Origin of the sequence: Bacillus sp. F56, assembly GCF_001748205.1 — a bacterium.
Lineage (GTDB): Bacteria > Bacillota > Bacilli > Bacillales > Bacillaceae > Bacillus > Bacillus stercoris.
In genome coordinates this window covers 124,889-138,297 of record NZ_BDFC01000006.1, presented here as the reverse complement: position 1 = coordinate 138,297, position 13,409 = coordinate 124,889, and the positions used below count along the sequence as shown (strand labels likewise).

Below are 13,409 nucleotides of genomic sequence, written 5' to 3'. Positions count from 1 at the left end.
ATGTCAGATCAATTTAACAGCCGTGAAGCTCGACGAAAAGCGAACAGCAAGTCGAGTCCTTCACCAAAAAAAGGAAAGAAACGAAAAAAGGGCGGATTGTTTAAAAAGACCCTTCTCACTTTACTCATTCTGTTTGTTTTAGGCGTTGTCGGCGGTGCCGTTACATTTGCCGTCATGGTTTCAGATGCGCCAAAACTGGATGAAAGTAAATTGAAGACGCCTTATTCATCAACAATATACGATAAAAACGGAAAAGAAATCGCTGAAGTCGGCGCCGAAAAACGGACCTACGTGCCGATAGATCAAATTCCCGATGTTGTGAAAGAAGCCTTCATCGCGACAGAAGACGCTCGTTTTTATGAGCACCACGGGATTGATCCTGTCCGTATCGGCGGCGCCTTAGTTGCAAACTTTACAGACGGCTTCGGAGCTGAAGGCGGAAGTACGATCACCCAGCAGGTCGTCAAAAACTCCCTTCTTTCACATCAGAAGACGTTAAAACGGAAGGTGCAGGAAGTATGGCTTTCGATTCAGCTGGAGCGCAATTACTCTAAAGATGAAATTTTAGAAATGTATTTAAACCGGATTTATTTTTCTCCTAGAGCATACGGAATCGGAAAAGCAGCGGAAGAGTTTTTCGGCGTCACAGATTTAAGCAAATTGACTGTCGAACAGGCTGCCACCCTGGCAGGCATGCCGCAGAGCCCAACAGCATACAACCCGGTTAAAAACCCGGATAAAGCGGAAAAAAGACGGAACATCGTCCTCAGTCTGATGAAAAAACAAGGATTCATTTCTGATTCTCAATACAACAAAGCGAAAAAAGTGGCAGTGAAAGACGAAGGCATTGTGTCACAGAAGGAATATGAAAAAACAAACTCAAATAAATACAGCGCGTTTGTTGAAGAAGTCATGAAAGAAATTGATGAAAAATCTGATGTCGATCCATCTGCTGACGGATTAAAGATTTATACGACATTAGATACAAAAGCACAAGATAAACTAGATGAATTAATGGACGGAGACACTGTCGGATTTACTGAAGGTATGCAGGGCGGTGTTACGCTTCTCGATACGAAAACCGGAGAAGTGCGGGCGATTGGCGCCGGAAGAGATTCTACGGTTGGTGGTTTCAACTATGCTACTCAAGGAAAAACTCAGCCTGGTTCTACTATTAAACCGATTTTAGACTATGGTCCAGTTATTGAAAACAAAAAATGGTCTACCTATGAGCAAATAGACGACTCGGCTTACACGTACTCAAATGGAACACCTATCCGTGACTTTGACCGCAGATATAAAGGACTCATGTCTATGCGCCAAGCATTGGCACAATCTCGTAACATCCCGGCTTTAAAAGCATTCCAAGCTGTAGGAAAAGATACTGCTGTAGACTTCGCCAATGATTTAGGGCTTGGTTTAGTCAAAGATGATGTTACTGAAGCATATTCAATAGGTGGCTTTGGTGATAGCAATAAGGGTGTCTCTTCTTTAACTATGGCCGGAGCATACAGTGCATTCGGAAATAACGGAACGTATAATGAACCGCATTTTGTAAAATCTATCGAATTTAACGATGGCACGAAGCTTGATTTAACGCCAAAATCAAAGTCAGCCATGAGCGATTATACTGCGTTTATGATTACAGATATGCTGAAAACAGCTGTGAAGACAGGTACTGGTCAGCTCGCTCAAGTACCAGGAGTGGAAGTCGCAGGTAAAACAGGTACAACAAACTTTGACGATGCGACAATGCAAAAATACAATATCGCACAAGGTGGTGTACCTGATTCATGGTTTGTGGGATATACTCCTCAATATACCGCTGCCGTGTGGACAGGTGTAGACTCAGGGAACAAGATAGGGAAAAAATCTTTAAATAAAACAGAGCAGCAAGTCGCAAAACGTCTATTCGCCCAACTCATCGCCGATGTCGATGACGGAAGCGGATCATTTGAGAAGCCTGACAGCGTAGTGGAAGCCACTGTAGAAAAAGGCTCTAATCCGGCAAAACTGGCAGGGCCAAATACGCCAAGCGATAAGAAGCTCACAGAGTACTTTGTTAAAGGCACAGCTCCTTCTACTGTTTCTAAAACATATGAGAAAGAAGAAAAAGAGGAAACAGCTAAACTGTCTGGTTTAAACGTGAAATACGATAAAGACAATCAATCTTTAACGTTAAGCTGGAATTACGACGGAGATGCGACCTTTGCTGTTAAGCAATCTGTTGATGGCGGCAGCTACTCGGAAATTCAAAACAGCTCTGCAAAAGAAGCAGTCATTTCGGGTGTGCAGCCAGGATCTGTGTACAAATTTGAAGTAACAGCCGTCAGTGATGATGGCAAAAGCACAGCTTCCACATCCTATGAGGTGCCAAAAGCTGAAGATGATGAAGATAAAAAAGACCAGCAACAAACGGATGATGAAAAACAAGATGATGAGAAGACCCAGGATGATACACAAACTGATGATTCTCAAAAAGATGACGGTCAGACGGATCAAGATCAGACAGATGATTCAACAAACGATCAAGACAATAAACAAGACAACACGAACACAAATCCGTCCGACAACAATAACCAAGACCAATCAAACGATAACGACAACAGTAACAACCAGGATACGTCGGATGGTGATTCGAACTCTGGTAAAAATGATTCATCAGGTTCTGACACGAATAAAAATAAAACAGACACATCTAATAAAGCACAAACAAACTCATCATCAACTGAAAAAACAAATTAAACAAAAAAGCCGTCACCCTTCGGGTGATGGCTTTTTTGTTCATAAAAAAACCTCCCCTTTTAAGAGAAGGTTTTATCGATTCATCGCATGATATTTATAAAAATGCTTTTTCATTTCAGTAAACAGCTCATCAAGCTGAATAAAGCAATGGTATTGGGTCGGCTTAAGAAGAATAAATTCCACTCGTTCAGCCCAATTTATCGGCTTTGCAGGATACGTTTTCTCCCTCAGTTCTTGCCAATCGAGCGATTTCACCGGCTCGCCTGCTGTCCAGTGTAACGAAGCCAGCAAACACACAATGCCCTTTAGCATTTCGTTTTGGTCACATCTCGATTTTCGTGTTTGAAAGACAGGCAGAAGTGATTCTTTAATGTCTTCCCACACATTAAATAAAAGCGGAACATACTTGCCTCTGTCCTCCCATGGCAAAACACCTTGAGATTCCGTGCTGAAATCAAAATACACAGGGTTAACCAGCAAGACATCTTTCATATCCGAGGAGATCACCGGGCCAAGACTGCGCAAGTATTGCTCATAGGAAGCCAACACTTCTTTCGCTTGCGTCATCGTTTCACCAGTCCTTTTTTATCTCTCTTCTGCCCTTCTCTGCATAAAGAAAGCAGCGGACATTCCGCACAGCGCGGAGATTGGGCTTTACAGTGATATCTGCCGAAGAAAATAAGGCGGTGATGCGTAACGGACCAGTCTTCTTTTGGAACCTTGCGCATCAGCGTCTTTTCAACCTCCAGCACTGAGTCCTTCCACCGGCAGATGCCCAACCGTTTGCTGACCCTCTCCACATGGGTATCTACGGCGATGGCCGGCACGCCAAAGGCAACCGATACCACTACGTTAGCAGTCTTTCTTCCGACCCCTGGCAGCTTAACAAGCTCATCGCGGTCCCTCGGTACTTCTCCGCCGTACTCTTCAATAATCATTTTACTCAGTTTTTGAATATTTTTCGCTTTATTACGATATAAACCGATTGATTTAATATCTTGCTGAAGCTCTTCCAGCGGGACAGCCAAATAGTCTTCCGGCCGTTTATATTTTTGAAATAATGTTTTGGTCACTCTGTTTACAAGTGCATCTGTACATTGAGCAGATAAAGCGACAGCCACCACTAATTCAAAAGGATTGGAATGAACCAGTTCACACTCCGCATGAGGAAACATGTCACCTATCTTGTCCAAACAGAATTCAATTTGTTTTAGATTTAACACGATTGTCACCTTTTCACTTTATTGTTCAAGCCAATTGTAAAAAGGAACCTGCCTTTTATACTCTTTTTGCGGTTCATTCTGCTTTGCTTGTACCCGCCGGAATTTTTGGCTGTGTATTTTTGCCTGCTCCACAGTTTTCAGCCCGTTTTTCTTCCATTCAAACAAAATCCGGTCAATGTAGCGGAAACTGAGTTTTCCTGACAGTACAGCTTCTTTTAACGCGTGTTTGATCAGTTGTGCGTCATGCTGATCCTGGTCCTGCCAGATCGCCAGCGTTTCACACTCTAAAGGTGATAAGGGCCTTGCGAATTCTTCCTCAAAAATGGTATAAAGGCTTTTTTGTTCCCCTTCTGCTTTTCTTTCCTGTGTTTGATTCTGTACAAGCTGGATATACTCGTACAGCTTGCCCCATAAAGGCTGGAGAGAATACTTCTCAAATTTGATGCCGTTTTGATCCTCGCATTCTTCAATAAACAGAAAGCCTTTTTGAATAAACATACGCAATCTGTTTGTACATTCCTCGACAGAAATTGACATACCTTCCTGCAGCTGATTCGGTGTAGGAAAATATGATCCTTTTTCTAAATGCATTTTAATTTTTAACAGCAGAATAAGTTCTGTTTCATTAAGCCCAAGCTGTTTATAATGCGTGAGCAGAAGATTGGGGATTGTTGATGTTCCATGCTCCTGCATATCAATAAATTGCTGTTTTTTCATCGTCACACCTCTTACTGTAAAGGATTGTGATTTCCCCTTTACTGTAAAAAGTCTCCCTTGCAGGAGACTCTTTTTTGTTTCATTTGAATGTATTACGGATACAGACGGTTTAACAGTCTTGGGAACGGGATCGTTTCACGAACATGAGGCGCTCCGCTAATCCAAGCTACTGTCCGCTCTAATCCAAGGCCGAAGCCTGAATGAGGAACTGATCCATATTTTCTAAGTTCAGCATACCATTTATATGCGTCAGAATCCAGTCCATGTTCTGTAAGACGCGATTCCAAAAGTTCCATATCGTGAATCCGTTCAGATCCGCCAATGATTTCTCCATAGCCTTCCGGTGCAATCAAGTCAGCGCAAAGCACGACGTCCTCACGGTCAGAAGCCGGCTGCATATAGAACGGTTTTAAAGACGTCGGATAGCGAGTGATGAATACCGGTTTGTCATAGTGTTCAGCAATTGCTGTTTCATGAGGCGCTCCGAAATCATCTCCCCACTCGATATCGTCAAAGCCTTTTTCTTTCAGAAATTCAATCGCTTCATCATACGTGATTCTTGGGAAAGGAGCTTTGATTTGCTCAAGTTTTGACGTGTCTCTTCCCAATGTGTTTAATTCAATTTTGCAATTCTTAAGAACGGATTGCACGATGAAAGATACGTAATTTTCCTGTACTTGAAGGTTTTCTTCAAACTCTACAAACGCCATTTCCGGTTCAATCATCCAGAATTCGATTAAGTGGCGTTTTGTTTTAGACTTTTCCGCTCTGAATGTCGGTCCGAAAGAGAATACTTTTCCTAAAGCCATTGCCGCAGCTTCCATGTAAAGCTGGCCGCTTTGAGACAGATACGCATCTTCATCAAAGTACTTTGTCGCAAAGAGCTCTGTTGTTCCTTCAGGTGCACTTCCAGTCAGAATCGGCGGATCCACTTTTACAAAGCCTTCGTTATTAAAGAATTCGTAAGTCGCGCGAATGATTTCATTACGGATTTTCATGATCGCATGCTGGCGCTTTGAACGAAGCCATAAATGTCTGTGATCCATCAAAAATTCCGTACCATGTTCTTTTGGTGTAATTGGATAATCAGTCGCTTCGTGAATGACTTCAATATCTGTCACAGCTAGTTCATATCCAAGCGGGGAACGCTCGTCCTCTTTGACAATCCCTTTTATATAGAGTGACGTTTCTTGAGTCACTGATTTAGCTGTTTGGAAAATGCTTTCTTCCACTTCCGCTTTTACTACGACACCTTGAATAAAACCAGTACCGTCCCGAAGCTGTAAAAATGCAATTTTCCCGCTTGAACGCTTATTAGCGACCCAAGCTCCGATCGTTACTTCCTCACCTACGTGCTTGTACACTTGGTTGATTGTTGTTTTCAACATATTTCCCTCCAAAACAAGAAAGACATTCGGAAGCTCATTGCCTCGCGAACTCTTTTATCATCACTTTATTATACCCGCTCTTAACTAACCGGGTCAATGCAGATAAAAAGCGGCTTTCTGTCAGCCGCTTTTTTCACTATTAGCTATGTTTTTCGACAAAACGTTTGATTCTTTCAATCGCTTTTTCAAGAAGATCTAGCGAGGTGGCATAAGAAAGTCGGACATTTTCAGGAGAGCCGAATCCGGATCCAGGAACAATCGCAACTTTTTCCTCCTCGAGAAGCGCTTTAACAAATTCATCTACATCTTTGAAACCGCAAGATTGAGCCGCTTCTTTTGCATTCGGGAACAAGTAAAAAGCACCCTCCGGCTTCACACAGCTGAACCCAGGGATTTCTACGAGCTTTGCATAGATCGTGTTTAATCTATGTTCAAAGGCTTCTCTCATTTCTTCCAATGGCTCAGAAGGTCCGTTATAAGCAGCAATCGCTCCGTACTGTGCGATTGATGTCGGATTTGATGTGCTGTGGCTAGCAAGGTTCGTCATTGCTTTTATAATGTCTTCAGCTCCAGCTGCATAGCCAATTCGCCAGCCCGTCATGCTGTGTGACTTCGATACGCCGTTTATAATGATCGTTTGCTCTTTCAGTCTGTCAGACAGCTGTGCAATGGAAACATGTTTCTTTCCGCCGTATGTAAGTTTTTCATAAATTTCGTCAGACACAATTAGGATGTCATGTTCAAGGCATACTTCACCAAGCGCAGACAGTTCTTCTTCCGTATACATGACTCCAGTCGGATTGCTTGGAGAGTTAATAACGATTGCTTTTGTTTTTTCCGTAATCGCATTTTTTAGCTGCTCAGGCGAAATTTTGAAGTGATTTTCTTCAAGTCCTTGTACATAAACAGGCTTTCCGCCAGCGAGTTTCACCTGCTCTGGATAGCTTACCCAGTAAGGAGTCGGAATAATGACTTCATCTTCTTCATCCAAAATCACTTGGAAAAGGGTGTACAGAGCATGTTTGGCACCAGTGCAGACAATAATTTGAGACGGTTTGTATTCAATATTCTGGTCGCGTTTAAATTTCTCTGCAATGCTGTTTTTCAGTTCAGCCAAGCCACCTGAAGGCGTGTATTTCGTATGGCCCTCGTTCATCGAACGCACAGCGGCATCTATAATGTGCTGCGGTGTATTGAAGTCCGGCTCGCCTGCGCCTAAACCGATGACATCATGGCCCGCGGCTTTCAGTTCTTTCGCTTTCGCTGTGATTGCCAGTGTGGTTGATGGTGTTAATGCGGATACTCTTTTTGCCAGTTTCAACTTGAACTCCCCCTAATTCGTCTTAAGGCGTGATATTTTTAAGAATCTTTCCAGTTGTAAAGTCCACATAACTTAAACTGTATTGCCCTTCTTTGTCTAAGTACGTCACTTCCCATAGCAGAACGTTACCTTCTCTTGCCAGATGAACCTCTTTTTGTTTTGAAACCAGCCCTTCATCCTGTATGATTTTCGCCGCTTTGTCTTCCGAGATTCCCTCTTTTGCTTCTTTTGAGAGAATTTTTGCTTTTTTATTAGCAGGAACCCAGACATATAAGGCAGTGCCTTTTTTATCCGTACCCTTGACAACATAATATTTTTCTTTTCCGACAAATGTTTCGACTTGATCAACATTGGCGAGATCGGTTTCTTTTTTAGCTTCAGCAGCTGCTGCTTCGTGCCCCTCTTCCTTTTGTGCCATGGCTGATTTATAAATGCTTGCCGAGACAAGAAGTACTGCTAAAAAAATAATACCAAAAATGACGGTAAATATTAATGCTTTTTTTCTCATCTTCTCACCTACGTACGATAAATGGTAAAAACGGCTTGGTTTTTGTTTTCTTCATCAAGTGCAAGACCGAACATCAGATTGTCTCTTTTCAGTGTCCGATTCAGTGTGTCCACAATTTTATACAGATCATCAGAATGCTCTACATTAATTGTTGAAAGAATCTCGATTTTACTTTCCATTTTTTCATCCTCCAGTTTGAACAAATATTGTTAGTCATACTCCATTTCAGGACACGCCATACTAGTATCACAGAGCGGGAATAACCGCTTTTAAATAAAACATCATCCTACTCCCACACCGCAAAAGCCGCTTTATGCGGCTTTTATTTATTTTTCCCTGCAACATAAGCTTCAAGCTCGCTGTCAGTCATTTCGAATACTGAGGTTGTCGGCAAGGCATCAAGAAACAGCCGGCCGTATCCAGCGGTTTTAATCCGTCTGTCCAATATCATAATCGTTCCTTTGTCTCCCGCAGTACGCAGCAAGCGTCCGACCCCTTGCCTGAAGGTCAGTACAGCCTCCGGTAATGACACTGTTTGAAATGGATTCTTTCCTTTTTTGCGGGCAAGCTCACATTTTGCAGCATGAAGCGGGTGATCTGGGGATCGGAATGGGAGCCTCACGATCATTACTGTTGTCAGCTCATCACCAGGGAAATCAACGCCTTCCCAAAAATGATTTGTTCCAAGCAGGATCGCCTGATTGGATGTTTTAAAAGTTTTCATCAGTTTGCCGGGACTTCCGCCTGTAATCCCTTGTGCCAAGAGCTGAATGCCGGAAGCACTCATGATATGCTTAAGCTCCTGATGGACCTTTTTCAGCATCTCATGGGATGTAAACAGCACAAGGATTTTGGGCTGTTTTTCCTTTGCCATCAGTTCGATATAACGAGCCGTATCCTGGATAAATTCAGTTTGCCCTGTATCCTGAATTGACTTCATTTCCTTTGGAATCATCACCTGCATACGCTCATCATAAGAAAAGGGCGACTCAATTCTCATTGTCCGCGGGAAAAAGTCACTCAGTCCCAGTCGTTCAATCATAAATTGAAAAGAGCCTTCGACTGTAAGGGTTGCAGACGTTAGCACCACACTATTTTTGCGCGCGAAAAACGAATCAGCCAGTAGTTCCCCCGGTTCAAGGGGCTGTGCGTAAATGGCCACTGCATTTTTCGCACCTTTAGCATCTATTTCAATCCAAACCGCTTCATCGTCATCGCACCCAAAGAACAGCTTCTGCAACGTCTGACAGTAATGCTGCAAGCCTTTCATGCTTCTTTGGTATTCATCGGCCAAAAAGACAGTTTTGCTCTTCATACCCTTCAGATGTTTTTCTATCAGGGACGACTGTGCCTCAAAAAGCTGCTGCAGGTGTGTCAGCATGGAACAAAGCCTCTCCGCACCATCCGTTAAGATCGACCAGCTTTTATCCTGGCTTTCTTTGTTCACCTTAAAAACTAGACGGTTTAAGTCCTCTTTAGGTTTTCTTCGTTTGACAAAAGAATGAACAGAGCTGAAGAAAGCATCACTTTCTGCTTGAATGTGCTGAAGCCACTCTTCCAATTCGAAAAATGAATCAACCGGCAGGCTGTTTCGCTGGAATAGCTGTCTCATTTTTTTTAGAAGTCCCTGCTCCTTCAGAGTGCCGATTCTGCTCAATTTCGTATGCAATTCTATGTACGTGGCTCTTTTTCCTAAATGTTCACTTGCCGCTCGTTCAAAGTGATGTGCTTCATCAATAATAAATGTGCCGCTTTCGGGGAGCCTTTTTTTCTGGCTGCCTTCATCGGTCAGCAAAAGGGAATGATTGGTGATCACCAAATCGGAACGCATAGCGATCTGTTTGGCCCGCTCGTAAAAGCCGGTCACATGCTCATTGCGGCTTCTTTTATAGGAGTCATCGTCATAAGCCAATCTGTCCCACAGCAACTTTCCGCCTGAAGGCAAATTCAGTTCCGCTACATCCCCTGTATTTGTCTCTGTCAGCCAAACGAGAAGCTGTGCCTTTGTCAGTACCGCATCATAATTATCATCTTCTTCATGAAGCACCTGCTCGAATTTATACAGGCATAAATAATGCGATTGCCCTTTTAAAATCGCCGCTGTTACCGTAAATGGAAACAGTTCTTGGACAATCGGCAAATCCTTTGTTAGAATCTGCTGCTGTAAAAGCGTCGAATACGTGCTGATAATGACCGGCTTTTTTGATTTCTTGGCAAAAAGCGCAGCCGGAATAAGATAGCCAATCGTTTTTCCGATTCCCGGAGGAGCTTCAATCAGCGCATGCTCACGATTGGCAAACGCTTCAGCCACCTCTTTCATCATCATCATTTGGCCGTCTCTTTTTTCATACCCGGGCATTAACTCTGACAGCGCTTTTTCATTTTCCGCTTCCCATCGTTCGATCTCAAATGAAAAGTTCCCGTCCTCATTCATACGAACATCGATCGATTCAGGTTCTCTGACAGAAAAGGAAGAAAAGCGTGTATAGCCCGGTATCTCGGTTTGTCTGTTTTCATTAATGAACATATCCAACAAATGCGTCAGATCACTGATGAAATGCTGCGAAAGCCTTCTTAACTGCTTTAATGTCGGATAAGGAAGCTGCCGCAGCTTTTCAAGGATTTCCAAAAAAATAAGCCCTGTCACTTCAGCATCGCTGTCAGCCCGGTGCGGCTGATCATGCCGCAGCTGAAGCTCTTCGCTTAATTCCGTCAGCTTATACCCTTCCAATCCCGGAAAAACAATCCGTGAAAGTTCGACAGTATCCAGCACTTCACAATCTGGGAGCTGAAACCCCGCCTTATGCAGCTCATACTTGACAAATCCAAGGTCAAAATGAATATTGTGAGCGACAAAATAAGCGCCCTCAAGCAATTGGAAGACTTCTTCAGCGACTGCTTCAAATGGCTGTTCATTCTCTACCATTTGACTAGAGATCCCAGTAAGCTGCTCAATAAAAGCAGGGATTGGTTTATTTGGATTAATGTATTTTGAAAACCGCTCAGTAATTTGTCCATTTTCAATTACAACCGCTGCGATTTGTATGATTTTATCGCCTTTCTTCGGCGAATTCCCTGTTGTCTCTACGTCTATTACAACGAACCGTTGCTTATTCATTAAAATGGACACCTCAATTCTTGCATACGACAAAAGTGTAACACGTTTTGTACGGAAATGGAGCGGCAAAACCGTTTTACTCTCAAAATCTTAAAAGAAAACCCCCGATAAAGGGGGCTTTTCTTCTACAAAATTGTACGGGCTGGTTCGTTCCCCAGCATTTGTTCAATTTTGTTTTGATCATTGAGAACAGCCACTTTTGGCTCGTGGCTTTCCGCTTCTTGATCAGACATCATTTTGTAGGAAATAATAATAACCTTATCTCCTTCCTGTACAAGGCGTGCGGCTGCACCGTTTAAGCATATGACGCCGCTTCCCCGTTTACCAGGAATAATATACGTTTCAAGACGTGCTCCATTATTATTATTCACAATTTGCACTTTTTCATTAGGAAGCATTCCCACCGCATCAATGAGATCTTCATCAATTGTAATGCTTCCCACATAGTTCAGGTTTGCTTCCGTAACAGTTGCCCTGTGAAGCTTGCCGCTCATCATTGTTCGATACATATTATATTCTCTCCATTTCTCGAATATCAATAATGATATTATCTATTAAACGCGCTTTTGAAAAAGCAACTGCAACAGCGAGAATCATCTTTCCGGCAATTTCATTCACAGGTACGAGTTCCGGATAGGAATAAAGTTCTATATAATCTATCGCTCCGCTTGTCGTTTCAATGATTTCTTTTGCAGCTTTTATCACCGCTTCCGGGTCTCTTTCACCGGCTTGGATCAGCTCCGCACTGGTTTGCAGGGCCCGATACAGCTTAGGCGCTTCCTTTCTTTCCTCAGCTGTTAAATATACATTGCGGGAGCTTTTGGCTAAGCCGTCTTCCTCTCTCACCGTATCGACAGCAACCAATTCAATATCCATGAAAAAGTCGCTGATTAAGCCATCAACAACAGCTACCTGCTGCGCATCCTTTAAACCGAAATAGGCACGGGTCGGCTGAACAAGATTGAACAGCTTCGTCAGTACGATCGCAACACCGTCAAAATGTCCCTCTCTTGAGCGCCCGCATAACACGTCTGTGCGTCTTTCTACATGAATCGTGACATTCTTTTCACCGGGATACATATCATGAGCATCCGGCGTAAAAAGAATATCGACTCCCGCGTTTTCCGCAAGAGCTGCATCCCGCTCAATATCGCGTGGATATGCTTCAAAATCTTCATTAGGGCCGAATTGTGCAGGATTGACAAAAATACTCATAATAACAGTGTCGTTTTCTTGTCTAGCTTTGTCTGCTAAGGTTAAATGCCCCTCATGCAGAAACCCCATCGTCGGAACAAATCCGATTGACCTGCCCTCTGATTGGTATTGTTTTATCGCTTCTTTCAGCTGTGAAATATCAGTAATCTGTCTCATCTTATTTTCCCCCGTACAAGCCGTTCAGAACTGTCTGGTTCATTTGAAAGGAATGCTTTTGTTCAGGGAAAGCACGATGTCGTACATCCTGAACATATCCGCTGATTGCTGTTTCGATGGTTTCGTCAATGCGCGTATATTGCTTTACGAATTTAGGTGTTCTCTCAACACCGTGGCCGATTATATCATGATAAACGAGAACTTGTCCGTCCGCTTTCACACCAGCCCCGATTCCGATGACCGGGATGCTTAGCGTCTCGGCAATTTTGGCTGTGAGCTCCGCCGGTACACATTCCAGCACAAGCATCATAGCTCCTGCCTCTTCGCATTTTATACTATCTTCTATTAATTTTTTGGCGCTTTGTTCATCTTTGCCCTGTACTTTATATCCGCCCAATACGCCGACTGACTGCGGAGTTAAACCTAAGTGACTGACTACTGGAATGCCTCCAAGCGTCAATGCGCGAATGGATTCAAATACGCCTTCTCCGCCTTCAAGCTTTAGTGCATCTGCTCCGCTTTCCTGAACGATAGCCGCTGCATTTTTCAGCGTATCTTCCTTGGAAAGATGATAAGACATAAACGGCATATCTGTCACAATAAAGGTATTCGGCGCTCCCCTTTTAACGGCTTTTGTATGATGAATCATGTCCGCTACTGTCACACCGACAGTTGAATCAAGGCCGAGAACGACCATTCCGAGTGAATCACCGACTAAAATCATATCAACTCCCGCTTGTTCAGCAAGCTTAGCTGCCGGATAATCATAAGCGGTCAGCATGACGATCGGTTCTTCAGACTCCTTCATTTTTAGAAAATCCAGTTTTGTTTTCATGTTTTCTCCTCCTCATGTTTAGAGGAGATGAGCTGCCGTTTTCTTCTGCAAGCCAAAAAACCTTCCGTTACAACGAGAAGGATCCTTCACTTTCTAAAGTTCGGCGAGTTTCATCCCTCTGTCCCAGTCCTTTTTTGGATCAAGGCAGACTGCTGCAATGTCTATCTATTTTAATAATAGGTG

At 43.2% G+C, this 13,409-nt stretch carries 12 protein-coding genes; 1 reads left to right on the top strand and 11 read right to left on the bottom strand.

Translation table 11 applies throughout. The features are described 5' to 3' along the window. A complete protein-coding gene (locus BFW96_RS09075; protein ID WP_069839240.1) occupies positions 1-2,745 on the top strand; it encodes a PBP1A family penicillin-binding protein in 2,745 nt (914 codons plus the stop codon). Positions 2,746-2,817: 72 nt separating this feature from the next. Here BFW96_RS09075 and BFW96_RS09070 read toward each other — a convergent pair whose 3' ends face one another. The 11 genes from BFW96_RS09070 to panB all read right to left on the bottom strand — a co-directional run bounded on the left by BFW96_RS09070 (position 2,818) and on the right by panB (position 13,226). After that, positions 2,818-3,312 (bottom strand): YpoC family protein, encoded by a 495-nt coding sequence (locus tag BFW96_RS09070; RefSeq protein ID WP_069839239.1) that lies wholly within the window; start codon positions 3,310-3,312, stop codon positions 2,818-2,820. Next, complete coding sequence (gene nth, locus BFW96_RS09065; RefSeq protein WP_014664377.1) at positions 3,309-3,968, bottom strand: endonuclease III; 660 nt, start codon at positions 3,966-3,968, stop codon at positions 3,309-3,311. The genes BFW96_RS09070 and nth overlap by 4 nt, the downstream gene beginning before the upstream one ends. An 18-nt stretch (positions 3,969-3,986) precedes the next feature. Further along, positions 3,987-4,685, bottom strand: a complete 699-nt coding sequence (dnaD, locus tag BFW96_RS09060; RefSeq protein WP_014664378.1) for a DNA replication protein DnaD — start codon at positions 4,683-4,685, stop codon at positions 3,987-3,989. Between the two features lie 92 nt (positions 4,686-4,777). After that, positions 4,778-6,070, bottom strand: coding sequence for an asparagine--tRNA ligase (asnS, locus tag BFW96_RS09055; protein WP_040083776.1), 1,293 nt, complete (start codon positions 6,068-6,070; stop codon positions 4,778-4,780). Between the two features lie 142 nt (positions 6,071-6,212). After that, positions 6,213-7,394, bottom strand: coding sequence for an aspartate transaminase AspB (gene aspB, locus BFW96_RS09050; protein WP_069839238.1), 1,182 nt, complete (start codon positions 7,392-7,394; stop codon positions 6,213-6,215). 22 nt (positions 7,395-7,416) lie between these two features. Next, positions 7,417-7,902 (bottom strand): cell wall elongation/penicillin-binding protein regulator TseB, encoded by a 486-nt coding sequence (gene tseB / locus BFW96_RS09045; protein WP_014664381.1) that lies wholly within the window; start codon positions 7,900-7,902, stop codon positions 7,417-7,419. 8 nt (positions 7,903-7,910) lie between these two features. After that, positions 7,911-8,081, bottom strand: coding sequence for a YpmA family protein (locus tag BFW96_RS09040; protein WP_003225588.1), 171 nt, complete (start codon positions 8,079-8,081; stop codon positions 7,911-7,913). A gap of 143 nt (positions 8,082-8,224) precedes the next feature. Continuing rightward, a complete protein-coding gene (gene dinG, locus BFW96_RS09035; RefSeq protein ID WP_069839237.1) occupies positions 8,225-11,020 on the bottom strand; it encodes an ATP-dependent DNA helicase DinG in 2,796 nt (931 codons plus the stop codon). Between the two features lie 125 nt (positions 11,021-11,145). Continuing rightward, entirely contained in the window at positions 11,146-11,529 is a 384-nt protein-coding gene (gene panD, locus BFW96_RS09030) for an aspartate 1-decarboxylase (RefSeq protein ID WP_014664383.1), read from the bottom strand. Between the two features lies 1 nt (position 11,530). Beyond that, positions 11,531-12,391, bottom strand: a complete 861-nt coding sequence (gene panC, locus BFW96_RS09025; RefSeq protein WP_069839236.1) for a pantoate--beta-alanine ligase — start codon at positions 12,389-12,391, stop codon at positions 11,531-11,533. Between the two features lies 1 nt (position 12,392). Next, complete coding sequence (panB, locus tag BFW96_RS09020; protein WP_014664385.1) at positions 12,393-13,226, bottom strand: 3-methyl-2-oxobutanoate hydroxymethyltransferase; 834 nt, start codon at positions 13,224-13,226, stop codon at positions 12,393-12,395. Positions 13,227-13,409: the final 183 nt, after the last annotated feature.

Coding starts and splice junctions, on each gene's coding strand:
- BFW96_RS09075 (WP_069839240.1), top strand. CDS start 1: ATGTCAGATCAATTTAACAGCCGTGAAGCTCGACGAAAAGCGAACAGC.
- BFW96_RS09070 (WP_069839239.1), bottom strand. CDS start 3,312: ATGACGCAAGCGAAAGAAGTGTTGGCTTCCTATGAGCAATACTTGCGC.
- dnaD (WP_014664378.1), bottom strand. CDS start 4,685: ATGAAAAAACAGCAATTTATTGATATGCAGGAGCATGGAACATCAACA.
- tseB (WP_014664381.1), bottom strand. CDS start 7,902: ATGAGAAAAAAAGCATTAATATTTACCGTCATTTTTGGTATTATTTTT.
- BFW96_RS09040 (WP_003225588.1), bottom strand. CDS start 8,081: ATGGAAAGTAAAATCGAGATTCTTTCAACAATTAATGTAGAGCATTCT.
- dinG (WP_069839237.1), bottom strand. CDS start 11,020: ATGAATAAGCAACGGTTCGTTGTAATAGACGTAGAGACAACAGGGAAT.
- panD (WP_014664383.1), bottom strand. CDS start 11,529: ATGTATCGAACAATGATGAGCGGCAAGCTTCACAGGGCAACTGTTACG.
- panC (WP_069839236.1), bottom strand. CDS start 12,391: ATGAGACAGATTACTGATATTTCACAGCTGAAAGAAGCGATAAAACAA.
- panB (WP_014664385.1), bottom strand. CDS start 13,226: ATGAAAACAAAACTGGATTTTCTAAAAATGAAGGAGTCTGAAGAACCG.